This is a genomic window from Mesorhizobium sp. RIZ17 (assembly GCF_051127865.1).
GTDB classification, from domain to species: domain Bacteria; phylum Pseudomonadota; class Alphaproteobacteria; order Rhizobiales; family Rhizobiaceae; genus Mesorhizobium; species Mesorhizobium humile.
Genome location: NZ_CP147861.1, coordinates 2494032 through 2507607 on the forward strand (window position 1 = coordinate 2494032; position 13576 = coordinate 2507607).

General features: G+C 64.1%; 15 protein-coding genes. 8 read left to right on the forward strand and 7 right to left on the reverse strand.

All coding sequences use genetic code 11. The annotated features are described in order from the left end of the window. Window positions 1-289 precede the first annotated feature (289 nt). Together WDX12_RS12205 and WDX12_RS12210 are read left to right on the forward strand one after the other, a co-directional pair. Entirely contained in the window at window positions 290-1192 is a 903-nt protein-coding gene (locus WDX12_RS12205; protein ID WP_434725036.1) for a DMT family transporter, read from the forward strand. 65 nt (window positions 1193-1257) lie between these two features. Then, window positions 1258-1953, forward strand: coding sequence for a sulfate transporter family protein (locus WDX12_RS12210; RefSeq protein WP_434725037.1), 696 nt, complete (start codon window positions 1258-1260; stop codon window positions 1951-1953). Here WDX12_RS12210 and WDX12_RS12215 read toward each other — a convergent pair. The 5 genes from WDX12_RS12215 to WDX12_RS12235 all read right to left on the reverse strand — a co-directional run bounded on the left by WDX12_RS12215 (window position 1950) and on the right by WDX12_RS12235 (window position 5701). After that, window positions 1950-2759, reverse strand: a complete 810-nt coding sequence (locus tag WDX12_RS12215; protein ID WP_434725038.1) for an isocitrate lyase/PEP mutase family protein — start codon at window positions 2757-2759, stop codon at window positions 1950-1952. The genes WDX12_RS12210 and WDX12_RS12215 overlap by 4 nt on opposite strands. Before the next feature lie 80 nt (window positions 2760-2839). Then, window positions 2840-3694 (reverse strand): hypothetical protein, encoded by an 855-nt coding sequence (locus tag WDX12_RS12220; RefSeq protein ID WP_434725039.1) that lies wholly within the window; start codon window positions 3692-3694, stop codon window positions 2840-2842. A gap of 63 nt (window positions 3695-3757) precedes the next feature. Next, a complete protein-coding gene (locus WDX12_RS12225; RefSeq protein WP_320294355.1) occupies window positions 3758-4417 on the reverse strand; it encodes an HAD family hydrolase in 660 nt (219 codons plus the stop codon). After that, on the reverse strand, window positions 4417-4902 hold the full coding sequence (gene dut / locus WDX12_RS12230; RefSeq protein WP_320294356.1) for a dUTP diphosphatase: 486 nt from the start codon (window positions 4900-4902) through the stop codon (window positions 4417-4419). The genes WDX12_RS12225 and dut overlap by 1 nt, the downstream gene beginning before the upstream one ends. Window positions 4903-5230: 328 nt before the next feature. Next, window positions 5231-5701 (reverse strand): Lrp/AsnC family transcriptional regulator, encoded by a 471-nt coding sequence (locus tag WDX12_RS12235; RefSeq protein WP_320294357.1) that lies wholly within the window; start codon window positions 5699-5701, stop codon window positions 5231-5233. Window positions 5702-5816: 115 nt separating this feature from the next. On the opposite strand from WDX12_RS12235, the gene WDX12_RS12240 reads away from it, so the two are divergent. The 3 genes from WDX12_RS12240 (at window position 5817) to WDX12_RS12250 (ending at window position 8366) form a co-directional block, all read left to right on the forward strand. Further along, a complete protein-coding gene (locus tag WDX12_RS12240) occupies window positions 5817-6071 on the forward strand; it encodes a DUF6356 family protein (RefSeq protein ID WP_320294473.1) in 255 nt (84 codons plus the stop codon). Between the two features lie 15 nt (window positions 6072-6086). Further along, window positions 6087-6884 (forward strand): class II glutamine amidotransferase, encoded by a 798-nt coding sequence (locus WDX12_RS12245; protein WP_320294358.1) that lies wholly within the window; start codon window positions 6087-6089, stop codon window positions 6882-6884. Window positions 6885-6992: 108 nt separating this feature from the next. Next, window positions 6993-8366, forward strand: a complete 1374-nt coding sequence (locus WDX12_RS12250) for an amidase (RefSeq protein WP_434725040.1) — start codon at window positions 6993-6995, stop codon at window positions 8364-8366. Here WDX12_RS12250 and WDX12_RS12255 read toward each other — a convergent pair. After that, window positions 8360-9427 carry an NAD(P)/FAD-dependent oxidoreductase gene (locus WDX12_RS12255; RefSeq protein WP_434725041.1) on the reverse strand — a complete coding sequence of 356 codons (1068 nt, stop codon included), beginning with the start codon at window positions 9425-9427 and terminating at the stop codon, window positions 8360-8362. The two genes, WDX12_RS12250 and WDX12_RS12255, sit on opposite strands and share 7 nt — an antisense overlap. A gap of 111 nt (window positions 9428-9538) precedes the next feature. Here WDX12_RS12255 and WDX12_RS12260 point away from each other — a divergent pair, with 111 nt between their 5' ends. The 3 genes from WDX12_RS12260 to WDX12_RS12270 all read left to right on the forward strand — a co-directional run bounded on the left by WDX12_RS12260 (window position 9539) and on the right by WDX12_RS12270 (window position 12735). After that, a complete protein-coding gene (locus WDX12_RS12260) occupies window positions 9539-10126 on the forward strand; it encodes a TetR family transcriptional regulator C-terminal domain-containing protein (RefSeq protein WP_434725042.1) in 588 nt (195 codons plus the stop codon). A 68-nt stretch (window positions 10127-10194) separates the two neighbouring features. Continuing rightward, complete coding sequence (locus WDX12_RS12265; RefSeq protein ID WP_434725043.1) at window positions 10195-11046, forward strand: haloalkane dehalogenase; 852 nt, start codon at window positions 10195-10197, stop codon at window positions 11044-11046. Window positions 11047-11142: 96 nt separating this feature from the next. After that, entirely contained in the window at window positions 11143-12735 is a 1593-nt protein-coding gene (locus WDX12_RS12270; RefSeq protein WP_434725044.1) for a peptide chain release factor 3, read from the forward strand. A 131-nt stretch (window positions 12736-12866) separates the two neighbouring features. On the opposite strand, the gene WDX12_RS12275 is transcribed toward WDX12_RS12270, so the two are convergent. Then, window positions 12867-13337 (reverse strand): VOC family protein, encoded by a 471-nt coding sequence (locus tag WDX12_RS12275; protein WP_434725045.1) that lies wholly within the window; start codon window positions 13335-13337, stop codon window positions 12867-12869. Window positions 13338-13576: the final 239 nt, after the last annotated feature.

Consider the following 13576-nt stretch of genomic DNA (forward strand, 5'->3'; position numbering starts at 1 on the left):
CGACTTGGCACTGTTTTGCCTACCCCGAAAATCGCCATTGTCTTCCGTGGCGCCGACCGCCGCATCGATTGTTCGCCGGCTGCGGCAGCGTTCGCATCGAACTGGCCCATATCGACCACCACCTTCGCCGCTATGGTTTCACGGCGATCGAAACATTTCCGCGCCGCCATCGGCTAGAAGCAATTCCAGGAAAAGTGCGTAGCGGTTGGGCTCGGCGCCTTCGCCGTAGCCTTCCGTCCGGAATTGCGTAAGAACAAAGCGGATCGTTCCCGCGACAGAAGGCGCAGAAATGTCCGAGAAGACTGAAATACCCACCGACCTGGCGCTGCTCGGCGTCCTGGCGGTACTGTGGGGCGCTTCCTACACCTTCATCAAGATCGGCGTGGAGACGATCCCGCCCGTGACCTTCATCGCCGCCCGGACGCTGATCGCCGGAGCTGTTCTCCTCACCATCATCCGCTGGCGCGGCCTCGCCATGCCCGCCGACGCGGCGACATGGCGCCGGTTCGCCTTCCAGGCCTGCCTCAACAGCGTCGTGCCGTTCACGCTGATCGCCGCCGCCGAGCGCTCGGTCGATGCCGGTCTTGCCACCATCCTCAACTCGACATCGCCGATCTTCACCTTCCTGCTGACGGCATTGATCACGCGCCATGAGCCCGTCACGGCGCGCAAGCTTGTCGGTGTCGGCGCCGGCATTGTCGGCATCTGTCTCATCATCGGCACGCAGGCGCTTGGCGGACTTGGCCATGAGTCGTGGGCGCAGCTTGCGATCGTCATTGCGACGATCTCCTATGCCGGAGCGGCGATCTTCGGCCGCGGCTTCAAGGGCCTCGACCCGATGATACCCGCCGCGGGATCGATGCTCTGCGGCGCCGTGATGCTTGTGCCGCTCAGCCTGATCGTCGACCGGCCCTGGACGCTCGCGCCGTCGACGGCATCGATCCTGGCCCTGCTCGGCCTGTCGATCTTTTCGACGGCGCTGGCCTTCGTCATCTATTTCCGCCTGATCCACACGCTGGGCTCGGTCGGCACCACTTCGCAGGCCTATCTGCGCGTGCCGATCGGCGTCGGCATCGGCGCCGTCTTCCTTGGCGAAAGCCTGGGGCCTGCGGCCTGGCTCGGCATGGCCTTCGTCGTCGCCGGCGTCGCGGCCATGACGATTCCGGCCAGGCAGGCCAGGCTCGCCCAATAGTTGCGCGAGGGATCGAGCCCGCCTATCTGCGAAGCGTCGTTTCTCGATGAGAGCCTGGACCTGCCGTGATCCTAGACGCCGCCCGCGCCGCCGCCAGCCGGCTGTTCTCGCCTGAATTCCGCTCCGTCTTCCTGAAGACGCTGGGGCTGACGCTGCTTACCCTGGTGGCGCTCTGGCTTGGCCTCGAGAGCCTGCTCGAATGGCTGGCCTGGCCTTGGCTGCAAACGCTGCTGCCGGGCTTGCCGTCCTGGGCCGGATGGCTGGGCGGCATCATCGCCGGCATCGTTCTGGCCGTGGGCCTGGCCTTGCTCATCGCGCCGGTGACGGCGATCGTCGCCGGTCTCTTCCTCGACGATATTGCCGAAGTGGTCGAGGGTACCGACTATCCCAACGATCCGCCCGGCCGCCCAGTGCCGGCGCTGCATTCGCTTGTGCTGGCGATCAAATTCCTCGGCGTGGTGGTCTTCGGCAACATCGTCGCGCTGCTCTTGCTTCTGGTGCCGGGCATCAACATCGCCGCCTTCTTCATCGTCAACGGCTATCTGCTCGGCCGCGAATTCTTCGAGTTCGCCGCCATGCGTTTTCGCCCCGAACCCGAGGCCAAGGCGTTGCGCCGCAAATATGCCGGCACGGTGTTCCTGGCCGGGCTGGTCATTGCCCTGTTCCTCGCCGTGCCGCTGCTCAACCTGCTGACGCCGCTTTTCGCGGCTGCCATGATGGTGCATCTGCACAAGGCGGTTTCCGCCCGGGAGCCGGTCTAGCCCTGCTCCTTGTCCTCCCGGAACAGCGCCTGCAGCTTGCCGAACGGCATCGCCGCGCGGGTGAAGCCGAACGTGCCGTCCTGCTGGATTTCGCGCGCCGCCGTCTCCAGCATGCCATAGGCGAAATTGGTCAGCCACGGTCCAAGCGAAATGCGCTTGACGCCGGCCATGGCAAGGTCGGCGATGGTGAAACCGGGCCGCGCCATCACATTGACCGGCCGGCTCACCGACGAGCAGATCGTGCGCACCATTTCGACGTCGCCGATGCCCGGCGCATAGAGCACGTCGGCGCCGGCTTTCTCGAAAGCCTGCAGCCGCTTGATAGTGTCGTCGAGGTCGCTCTTGCCCCATAGGAAGTTCTCGGCCCGCGCGGTGAAGACGAAATCGTGCTTGAGCGCGCGGGCGGCCTCGACGGCGGCGGCAACGCGCTCGGTCGCCAGCGCGAAATCGTAGATCGGATTGGCGGCGTCGCCGGTGTGGTCCTCGATCGAGCAGCCGGCGAGGCCCGCGGCTTCGGCCGCGAAGATGGTCTCGGCCGCCTGCTCGGGGCTGTCGCCCTTGCCGCGCTCCAGATCGGCCGAAACCGGCAGGTCGGTCGCGGCCGTCACCTCGCGGCAATGATGGATCATGGCGTCGAAGGTCACGGCGCCGTCCGGCAGGCCGCGCGAGAAGGCAAAGCCGGCGCTGGTCGTGGCCAGCGCCTTGAAACCGAAGGATGAAAGAAGCTTGGTCGTGCCGACATCCCAGGGGTTGGGCATGACGAAGGTGGAGGCATGCAGGTCGCGAAAAATCTTGCCCTTGTCCATGGCGGGTCCTCGATCATGAGTGGAGGTCGTGCGGGGAATTTATCGCGGCCGCTCGAACCGGGCAAACGAATGCGTCCGGCTCAGAAGCGTTCGGCGTTTTCTGCTGACAATTTCTCGAAGGCGTCGGAATCCTTGACGTAGCGCGACGCCTTGGCGTCCCAGCGATAGGTAACGGAAATATCGTGCGAGACGGCCTTGGGCACCGGTTCCTCGCAGCTCTCGCCGCTCGGCACGGTGGCGTCGGTCACCGTCGCCTTGATCGCCGCGTAGGGCTTCCCACCGCCGCGCGTTTGGAAAGAAAGATCCTGCGTGCGCTTATAGGCGCAGACATTCTCGTCGAACGTGTTGATCTGGTCGATCGGCTCGAAACGGTCGTTGCGGACCAGGATCAGGATCGTCCCGACATAGCCCTGGTTCGAATTGAAATGCGTGCTCATGGTTATGAGCGCGTTGTCGTCGGCGCTCAAGGCGAGCTTGCCCGGATCGCGAAAATAGGTGCTCCGGTCGGTTCCGACATTGACGGCGTCGAGCAGCTTCGGCTTGCCGGTGAGATCGTAGAGCGCCAGCACGGCAAACCCTTCGGCGCTGTCCTGCGCCTGGCCGAGGTCGAGAAGCATCGTCAGCCGCTCCTTGCCGCCGGCCCTGATGGCAAGCACCGCCGCATTCGGCAGGTTGATCGTTTCGGGTGGCGATCCACCGTCATCACCGCCGAGGATGTCGCGCATCTCGATCGGCGCGCTGCCCTTGTAGAAACCGTCATCGCCGGCGTTGAGATCAGGCACGATCATTTTGGCGAGGTCGAAATAGGTAACGTCCTGATGTCCGGGAACGGCGCTGTTCAGCTCCGGAAAACTGACCGCTTGGGCTAGCGCGGCCGTCCACATGAAAGGCAGCAGCAGGCCTGCAAGCGTGAACCGGCGTAATTTGGAAATCATCGACCGCGCCCCTCGGATGCGCTTAGGCTAGCACGTCGTTTTGCGGTGCGCAGCCGGGTGCGGTCAGCGGATAGGCACCAGCCCTGCCAGTTCGCGCATGTCGTCGAACAGGATGCCGTCGGCCGCCTCCAGGCCGTCGCGGTCGGAGAACGGATCGGCGTAATAGGAAAACACCCGCATGCCGGCGGCAATGCCGGCCTGGGTGCCCGCGACGCTGTCCTCGATGACGATGCAGTCGGCCGGCGCGACGCCCATCGTCCTTGCCGCATGCAGGAAGAGGTCCGGGAACGGCTTGCCGCGCGCGACCATGGTCGAGGAGAACATCGCGTGCTCGAACAGCGACAAAAGCCCGGTCTGCCCAAGCGTGATGTGCATCTTGGAGACCCGCGCCGAAGTGGCGACGCAATAGGCGATGCCGGCTTTGCGCACCGTCTCGATGAACTCGCGCACATGGGGGATAGCCTCGACACCATGCGAGAAAAGGTCCGGCAGGCCGGCATTCCAGCGCTCGACGAAGTCGGCGCCGAGCCTGATCTCGGTCGTCTCTTCGATCTCTTTTTGCACCGAGGCCATGCTGCGGCCGGAGAAGTTCTTGCGGCAATATTCGAATGTGGTGGTAAAACCGGCGGCGGTCAGCCATTCGGCAAGGCGCCTGTTGGCAAGGTTCTCGGTGTCGACCAGGACCCCGTCGCAATCGAAGATAATCAGCTTTGGAACCTGCATTACGCCGTGCCGGTCGACCCGAAGCCGCCTGCGCCGCGAGCCGTGCCGCCCGCCAGCGCTCTTTCCTCGACCGAAACCTGGGTCACGGCCGCGAAGACGATCTGGGCAATGCGCATGCCGCGCGTCACCGCGAAATCCTCGTCGCCGAGATTGATAAGCAGCACCTTCACCTCGCCGCGATAGTCGCTGTCGACGGTGCCGGGCGTGTTGAGGACGGTGAGCCCGTGCTTGAAGGCGAGGCCGGAACGCGGCCTTACCTGTCCTTCCATGCCTTCTGGGATTTCCAGGACAAGCCCGGTCGGCACCAAGGCGCGCTTTCCAGGCAGGATGAGCAGCGGCCGGTCTTCCGGCACCGCGGCACGCAAATCCACGCCCGCGGCGCCGGCGCTCTCATAGGCCGGCAGAGGCAAGCCTTCGCCATGCGGAAGCCTGACGAAACCGACGGTGGGGCCGATGACGGAAGAAGGATAGACAGCGGTGCGCATGAAATCGATCCTATCGGCGCGAGCGGCGATTCGGTCAACTCGCCCGCCATGCTATCAACGGCTTTCTTTCTGGCGTGACTATGACCTGGCCATCTACTTTGGCGATTGGCGAGAAACGCCAATCACGTCGTCATCCACGGGCGGAGCAAGGAGCAAAGCGACGCGCGTAGACCCGAGGATCCATTCCGTGACTTCGACGCACCGCCACGGTGCAGAATTCTGCTCCACTGCGCCCTTCGATCAAGGTAACGGAATGGATCCTCGGGTCTCCGCGTCCGCTTCGCTCCCGCTCCGCCCGTGGATGACGAAGTTGAGAGGCCTTGGCTACCTACCGCAATTCCACCGGAACCACGGTCGTCTCCTTGATCTCCTCCATGACGAAGGAGGCCGATACGTCCGACAGCGCCACCTTGGCGATCAGCCGCTGGTAGAGCCGGTCATAGGCCCTCACGTCGGCGACGCGGGCCCTCAGCACATAGTCGAGGTCGCCCGACATGCGGTAGACGCCGGTGATCTCGGCAAAGCCGGTGACCGCGGCGCGGAATTTCTGCAGCCAGTCCGGGTCGTGGTTGGAGGTGCGGATCAGGATGAAGACAGAGAGGCCGAGGCCCAGCTTCTCGGCGTCGACCAGCGCGACGCGGCCTGTGATGACGCCATCTACCTCCAGCCGCTTGACGCGCCGCCAGCAGGCATTGCGCGACAGCGCCACCCGTTCCGACAGCTGGTCGACCGAAAGCGTGCCGTCGCGTTGCAGTTCGGCCAGCAATCTTCGATCGATCTCATCAATTTCTGGTGACATATTGGGATGAATGTCCCACAAAATAGCAAAAAGCAAGGACGATTTGGGACCGATGAACCGAAGCCTTGTGGCAAGATACTCATCATCGGGACTCATCCCGGCAGGAGGGATCACCATGACGACACGGTTTACGGCGCTCTTCACGTCTCACCCGGAGAAGGTCGGCGAGACCTATTTCGGCCACATGGCCTTCGCCGCCTGGTTCTGTTCGCGCTTGTCGATGGCCGCGGGTGCTGCGCTTGTTCACGCTTTCTTGCCATTTCTGTTCGAAACTACGGCGAGCCGAATCGTTCGCGAGCTCTATGAACGCACGCACAACAGAGGCTCACACGCGGCCAAGGAGCCTCAAGCTCTGATGGATCGCGCCTGATAAAGGTGGAATGCGATGTGCCGGTGGGCGGCCTATCTTGGTGAAGCGGTCTTCCTCGAAGACATCATCACCGCGCCCTGCCACTCACTGATCGCCCAAAGCCACTGCGCGCAGGAAGCCAAGTCGCCGACCAATGGCGATGGCTTCGGCCTTGCCTGGTATGGCGACAGGCCCGAGCCCGGCCTTTACCGCGACATCCTGCCGGCCTGGTCCGATCCCAACCTGAAGAGCCTGTGCCGGCAGATAAAATCCGGCTTGTTTCTGGCCCATGTGCGCGCCTCGACCGGCGGCGCCACCAGCCGCATGAACTGCCATCCCTTCATCTCCGGCCGCTGGTCGTTCATGCATAACGGCCAGATCGGCGGTTTCGAAAAAATCCGCCGCGCGCTGGAAAATTCGCTGTCCGACGCGGTCTTCGACCAGCGCGAGGGCACCACGGATTCCGAGCTCTTTTTCCTGCTGATGCTCGACGAAGGATTGTCCGGCGATCCGCAGGGCGCGGTGTCGCGGGCGACCAGCCGCGTGATCGAGACGTCGCGCCGGGCCGGTATCGAGCCCTCTTTGAAACTCACCGCCGCGTTCTCGGATGGCGAGGCGCTATACGCCGTGCGCTATGCCACCGACGATCATGCGCCCACGCTCTACACCTCTGTCTTCCGCAACGGCGGCCGCTGCATCGTGTCCGAGCCGTTCGACCGCAACGGCGGCGAGTGGCAGGCGATACCTCCGGCGAGCTTCGTCACCATGACGGGGGGCGGCACCGGCATTCGGCCGTTCGCGCCGGCAGTGGCCTCGCTCGCGTTGGTCGGCTGAACCGCAATTTCGATCAAGCGGCGCCGTCTTGCCGATGCTGAACTTGGCTTGAAGCCGTCGCACGATCCTCCATTTTGGTAGCGAGTGGCCGAAGCCGGAGCATTCGCCATGGACCTTGTCTTCTCTTCGATCGCCGAAATCGCCACAGCGATCGCGGCGCGCAGAATATCGGCAGTCGAGGCGCTCGATACGCATCTGGCGCAGATCGACCGGCACAACGAGGCGCTGAATGCCGTCGTCATCCTCGATCGGGAGGGAGCACGCGAACGGGCCAGGCAAGCCGATGCGGCGCAGGCTCGCGGTGACACGCTCGGGCCGCTGCATGGCGTGCCTTTCACCCTGAAGGACGCGCACGAGACGGCGGGCGTGAGGACAACCGCCGGTTTTCCGCCTTTCGCCGACCATACGGCCAGGCAGGACAGTCCGGTCGTCGCGCGATTGAAGGCAGCCGGCGCCATCCTGGTCGGCAAAACGAACGTCGCCACGATGCTGGGCGACTGGCAGTCGGACAATCCGCTCTTCGGTCACACAGGCAACCCCTGGGACCTGTCGCGCACCGCAGGCGGCTCCAGCGGCGGTGCCGCGGCGGCGGTCGCGGCGGGGATGACGCCTTTCGAGGTCGGCACCGACATGCAGGATTCAATCCGCCTGCCCGTCGCCTTCTGCGGCGTCTATGGCCTGAAGCCGACCGAGCATCGCGTCTCGCTCGCCGGAGCTTTTCCCGATCCGGACGGTGCGCCACGCAGCGTCCGGCTGATGTCTTGCGTCGGCCCGCTGGCGCGCAGCGCCGAGGATCTGGCGCTGATTTATCGCATCATCGCCGGGCCGGACGGAGCGGACACTGATTTGCCGCCGGTTTCCGTAGAGATGATGCCGAAGCTCGATCTGAAATCTCTTCGCATTGCCTTTGCTGACGCTTTCCCCGGATTTCCGGTTGCCTCCGAAATCAGCGCGGCGGTGAAGAGGCTGGCCAAGCAACTCGCGTCCGCTGGAGCGAAAGTCGAGGAAGCAAGATTGCCGAAGCTCGATTTGCATGACGACCTCGCCGAGGGTGCCAAGTTGATCGGCATGATGCTTGAGGCCGCGCAGCCGGAGCCGCCCGAACAACCGACACCGGTGTCGCACTGGTTTGCTGCGCTCGCCCGCCGGGATCGGTCTATCCTGGCCTGGGAGCGCTTCTTCGAAGGTTGCGACGCTTTGCTGTGTCCCGTCGCCATGACGACCGCCTTCCCGCATTGCAAGCCGGGAAGCCCGCTCAAGATCGACGGCAAGGACGAGAGCTACTGGATGCTGCCCGCCTATGGCGCAGTGTTCAATTATTCGGGCCATCCCTCAGTCGCGATACCCAGCGGGCAGGACAGCAATGGCTTGCCGATCGGTTTGCAACTGGTCGGCCGCCACTGGTCGGAAGCGCGGCTGCTTGGCATTGCGGCGGCGATCGCGCCGCTCACCGGCGGCTTCCGCCGGCCGCCGGGCTACTGAACGAAGCGCGACAAGGCGTAAGGCGCAAGCAGCGCATCGCGCTCGCCGTCGAGAATTTCGCGGGCGGCGAACAATCCGATAGCCGGCGCCAGCGTGATGCCCGAATGCGTGACGGCGATATAGAGACCGCCGACGCCATCGGCTCGGCTGACGATTGGAAAGCCGTCGACAGGGGTGGGGCGGTAGCCGACCGTGTGGAAGTCGAACTCCAGTCCATCCGCGCCGTGGAGCATCGCCTTCATCCCCGCGAACAGCTCGCGCGCAGTGCCCTCCGGGCTGTCGCCCGGGTCGCCGCCACCGAAATCCGAGCCGGCGATGATCCGGCCCTCCGCAGTCTGCCGCATATGCAGCCTTTCGGCCAGCACCAGGCCGTTGAGCAGCTTCTTGTAGGGGCGCGAATGCACGATCAGGCCCGGCGGCGCCTCGATCGGCACCTTGACGCCGGCCGTCGCGGCGATCGCCGGAGCACCGGCGCCCGCTGCAATCACCACCTCGTCGGCGGAGATGCTCGCGCCCGAAACGACGACGCCCGTGACCTTGCCGTTGACCAGCGCCAAGGCATCGACGGTCTCCGTGACGATCCGCGCGCCGCGCAGTTCGGCATCGGCCAGCAGTGCCGCCGCGGTCGCAACCGGCTCGGCCACGCCTTCCTCGGCGATATGGAGGGCGAAATCGGGAAGCTCTGTAAGGTTGGGCTCAATGCGCGCCGCCTGTTCGCGGTCGACGCGCTCGATGCCGTAGCCCCAGGACGAATGCTCGGCCGCATAGGCTTCGAGCCTGTCCGCCGGCAGGTCCCAGCACAGGCCGCCACACCAAGTGAGCGGCAGTTCCGGCAGATCGGTTGCCAATCTCTTCCATTCGGCCAGCGCGCGGATGCGCAGCCGGAAATAGGTTTCCGGGTTACCCCAACTGGCATTGATCCAGGCGAAGGAATTGGGTGTGGCGACACCGCCGGCCCCACTCTCGGAAACGACCGTCACCCGCGCGCCGGCCTTCGTCAGATGCCAGGCGATCGAAGCGCCGATGATGCCGGCGCCGATGACGATGATTTCTTTTGCCACGTTGTTCTCCATTCTCTTCCCGGTGAGGTCTTCCACCTGCCATTTGCGGGAGCTTTTGCCAACGCAAACTTCTGCGCTTGACACAAATACGTACGTACGTATTATACCGCCATGGCTAGACAATCACTCCGCGAAAACCTTCTCCAGGCCGGCTTCCAGACCATCTGGAATTCCGGCTACACCGCAGCCGGCGTCCGCGACATCGTAGCCGCGGCCGGCGCCCGTCCGGGCTCGTTCACCAACCATTTCGCCTCCAAGGAAGACTTCGCCGGCGAGGTGCTGGAACGCTACTTCGCCTATGTCAGCGGCTTGGTGGAAAGCGCGCTGGCGCGTGACGGCACGCCGCCCGTCGGCAGGCTGGGCCGCTATCTCGACGTCATCACCTCGAAGCTCGAGGCGCATGACTTGGCGCGCGGCTGCATGATCGGCAATCTCAGCCTGGAAACGGCCGTCCACAGCGAACCGCTCCGGCTCAGGCTGGTCGACATTTTCGAGCGCTGGCGCCGGCCCTTCGCGGCCTGCATCGCGGAGGGTCAGGCGGCCGGCGAGATCACCACGGCCTTCGATGCGGAGGACCTTGCCGATTTCCTGCTGTCGTCCTGGCAGGGCGCCATGCTGTGCATGAAGGTCCAGCGCAGCCCGGAACCGCTCGAGCGGTTCAAGAAAATCATCTTCAGCACTGTGTTCGGAAGGGAGTGATACGGATGAATTCGACGACTGATAAACAACCGCTGCGGCGCTCTGAAGTCGCCGTGCTCGATTCCACCATGTCTTATTTGGAGGCCGGGACGACCGGACCGACAGTGCTGTTCCTGCACGGCAATCCGACCTCCTCCTACATATGGCGCAACATCATACCGCATGTCGCGCCGTTCGGTCGCTGCATCGCGCCAGATCTGATCGGTTATGGCCAGTCGGGCAAGCCCGATATCGACTATAGGTTCTTCGATCAGGTCCGCTATCTCGACGCCTTCATCGAGGCACTCGACCTCAAGGAGTTGGTGATCGTCGCCCAGGACTGGGGCACGGCGCTGGCCTTCCATTTTGCGGCGCGGCGGCCACGGCGTGTCCTCGGCCTTGCCTTCATGGAATTCATCCGGCCCTTCGAGCGCTGGGAGGATTTCCACCAGCGTCCGCAGGCGCGCGAGCTGTTCAAGGCGTTGCGCACCCCTGGTGCCGGCGAGAAGCTGGTGCTGGAGGACAATGTCTTTGTCGAAAAGATCCTGCCTGCTTCCGTCCTGCGCAAGATGAGCGAGGAGGAGATGGATGCTTACCGGGCGCCGTTCCCGACCCCGCAGTCGCGCAAGCCGGCCCTGCGCTTGCCGCGGGAACTGCCGATCGAGAACCAGCCAGCGGATGTCGCCGCGATCAGCGCGCATGACCACCGGGCGCTGCGGCTCTCCTCATATCCAAAGCTGCTGTTCGCCGGCGATCCAGGCGCTCTGATTTCGGCCCAGGCGGCAATGGAATTCGCGGCGGGACTGAAGAACTGCCGCTTCATCGATCTGGGGCCGGGCGCCCATTATCTGCAGGAAGACCACCCCGATGCGATCGGCAAGGCCATTGCCGGCTGGCTGCCTCAGATTGCCGTGGCGGAGAGCGCAGCCGAACTCGCTTGAGCCGAAGCGGCAGGCACGAGGCGTGCCCACCCATGTCGACAGGCCGGCGCCACACTGGTAGAAGCGCCGCCTGTCACACGGAACGCCTTAAAAGAAATGCCTGAAACGATACCTGAAGAGGTTGCGCGCCGCCGCACTTTCGCGATCATCGCGCACCCTGACGCCGGCAAGACCACGCTCACCGAAAAGCTGCTGCTGTTCGGCGGCGCCATTCAGCTCGCCGGCGAGGTCAAGGCCAAGAAGGACCGCATCCAGACGCGGTCCGACTGGATGAAGATCGAGCGCGAACGCGGTATCTCGGTCGTCACCTCGGTGATGACCTTCGAATATGGCGACAACGTCTTCAACCTGCTCGACACGCCCGGCCACGAGGATTTCGCCGACGACACCTACCGCACGCTGTCGGCGGTGGATTCTGCCGTCATGGTCATTGACGCCGCCAAGGGCATCGAGCCGCGCACGCTGAAACTGTTCGAGGTCTGCCGCCTGCGCGACATCCCGATCATCACCTTCGTCAACAAGATGGACCGCGAGAGCCGCGATCCGTTCGAGATCCTCGACGAGATCGAGCAGAAGCTGGCGCTGGACACCGCGCCCGTCACTTGGCCGATCGGCCGCGGCAGGACCTTTTCGGGCACCTACCACCTGGCCCAGAACGCGGTGCGCCGCGGCGACGACGAGAAGGAGCGCACGCCGGTCAACGGCCCCGATTCCAACCGCGTCGCCGGGCTTTTGCCGGATAACGAGCGCGAAGCCTTCATCGAGGAACTGGAACTCGCGCGGGAAGCCTGCCGTCCGCTCGACGTGGAAGCGTTTCGCGAGGGCCACCTGACGCCGGTCTATTTCGGCTCGGCGCTGCGCAATTACGGCGTGCGCGACCTGATCGAGGCGCTCGGCGCCTACGGCCCGCCGCCGCGCGCCCAGGAAGCCGATGAGCGTACGGTCGAGGCGACGGAGGACAAGATGACTTCCTTCGTCTTCAAGATACAGGCCAACATGGACCCCAACCACCGCGACCGTATCGCTTTCGTCCGCGTTTGTTCGGGCAAGCTGGAGCGCGGCATGAAGGCCAAGCTGGTGCGCACCGGCAAGCCGATGAGCCTGTCCGCGCCGCAGTTCTTCTTCGCCCGCACCCGCGTCACCGCCGATGAGGCTTTCGCCGGCGACGTCGTCGGCATTCCCAACCACGGCACGCTGCGCATCGGCGACACGCTGACCGAGGGCGAAGAGATCCTGTTCCGCGGCGTGCCGAATTTCGCTCCGGAAATCCTGCGCCGCGTGCGCCTCGGCGACGCTATGAAGGCCAAGAAGCTCAAGGAAGCGCTGCACCAGATGGCCGAGGAAGGCGTCGTTCAGCTGTTCTCGCCGGAAGACGGCTCGCCGGCCATCGTCGGCGTCGTCGGCGCGCTGCAACTCGACGTGCTCAAGGAGCGGCTGAACATCGAATACACGCTGCCGGTCGACTTCGAGATGTCGCGCTTTTCCGTCTGCCGCTGGATCGCGGCCGATGACAAGGCCGAAGTGCAGCGCTTCATCGAGGCCCATCGCGGCGACATCGCCCGCGACCTCGACAATGATCCGGTCTTCCTCGCCCAGCACGCCTTCTCGCTGAATTACGAAGCCGAGCGCTGGAAAGCGATCCGCTTCACCGCGGTGAAGGACTATCAGGTGCGTGATAAAGCTGCGTGATTCTGGTGAATGGTGAGTAGTGAATAGTGAATAGTAGGTAGTTGGTAGGGAAAGGTCAGCTAATCTTCACCACCATTCACCATTCACCATTCACCATTCACCATTCGCTACTCACCACTCACTACCTATGCTCACCCCTTCGCCGCCGCCTCGAGCTTGTCGATCTCGATCTTGCCCATCTTCATCATGGCGTCCATCACGCGCCCGGCCTTGGCCCGGTCCGGATCCTGGAGCAGCCGGGGCAGTTGTTCCGGCACGACTTGCCATGAAACGCCGAACTTGTCCTTCAGCCAGCCGCACGGGCCGGGCTCGCCGCCGCCTTCGGTAAGCCGTGTCCAGAAATGATCGACCTCGGCTTGCGTCTTGCAGTCGATCGACAGCGAGATCGCTTCGGTGAACTTGTACTGCGGCCCGCCGTTCAGCGCCTGGAACGGCACGCCGTCCAACTCGAACGTGGTCACCAGCACTTTACCCTCGTCAGCGTGGCCTTTTGGCCAGCGCATGACGCTCAGTACCCTCGAATTCTTGAAGATGGAGGTGTAATGGTTCATCGCCTCTTCGGCCTGGCCGTCGAACCACAGGCAGGTGGTGATCTTTTGCATGCGTCTTCCTCCGAATGCTTCTTTTTTGCGGTTAAGGTCAAACGGCTGACTGCGTAAATGGTGCCGTCCCGTCTGCCCAAGGACGGCTATGCGGCCCGCGATCCGACACAGGCCTGCGGTTTTTTCGTAAGAATCTGGCGCAGTGCAAAATGGTGGTCATGCCGGGCCGTGATCGCTATAACCGCTGCCGACCAAAATTTAAGCGCCGCCCGCCGCGCATCGGCGCGGCCAGCCAAGCC

What these genes read in the sequence shown, in the direction of transcription:
- WDX12_RS12205 (WP_434725036.1), top strand. Translation starts at nt 290, where the DNA reads ATGTCCGAGAAGACTGAAATACCCACCGACCTGGCGCTGCTCGGCGTC.
- WDX12_RS12215 (WP_434725038.1), bottom strand. Translation starts at nt 2,759, where the DNA reads ATGGACAAGGGCAAGATTTTTCGCGACCTGCATGCCTCCACCTTCGTC.
- WDX12_RS12220 (WP_434725039.1), bottom strand. Translation starts at nt 3,694, where the DNA reads ATGATTTCCAAATTACGCCGGTTCACGCTTGCAGGCCTGCTGCTGCCT.
- WDX12_RS12225 (WP_320294355.1), bottom strand. Translation starts at nt 4,417, where the DNA reads ATGCAGGTTCCAAAGCTGATTATCTTCGATTGCGACGGGGTCCTGGTC.
- dut (WP_320294356.1), bottom strand. Translation starts at nt 4,902, where the DNA reads ATGCGCACCGCTGTCTATCCTTCTTCCGTCATCGGCCCCACCGTCGGT.
- WDX12_RS12235 (WP_320294357.1), bottom strand. Translation starts at nt 5,701, where the DNA reads ATGTCACCAGAAATTGATGAGATCGATCGAAGATTGCTGGCCGAACTG.
- WDX12_RS12240 (WP_320294473.1), top strand. Translation starts at nt 5,817, where the DNA reads ATGACGACACGGTTTACGGCGCTCTTCACGTCTCACCCGGAGAAGGTC.
- WDX12_RS12245 (WP_320294358.1), top strand. Translation starts at nt 6,087, where the DNA reads ATGTGCCGGTGGGCGGCCTATCTTGGTGAAGCGGTCTTCCTCGAAGAC.
- WDX12_RS12250 (WP_434725040.1), top strand. Translation starts at nt 6,993, where the DNA reads ATGGACCTTGTCTTCTCTTCGATCGCCGAAATCGCCACAGCGATCGCG.
- WDX12_RS12260 (WP_434725042.1), top strand. Translation starts at nt 9,539, where the DNA reads ATGGCTAGACAATCACTCCGCGAAAACCTTCTCCAGGCCGGCTTCCAG.
- WDX12_RS12265 (WP_434725043.1), top strand. Translation starts at nt 10,195, where the DNA reads ATGTCTTATTTGGAGGCCGGGACGACCGGACCGACAGTGCTGTTCCTG.
- WDX12_RS12270 (WP_434725044.1), top strand. Translation starts at nt 11,143, where the DNA reads ATGCCTGAAACGATACCTGAAGAGGTTGCGCGCCGCCGCACTTTCGCG.
- WDX12_RS12275 (WP_434725045.1), bottom strand. Translation starts at nt 13,337, where the DNA reads ATGCAAAAGATCACCACCTGCCTGTGGTTCGACGGCCAGGCCGAAGAG.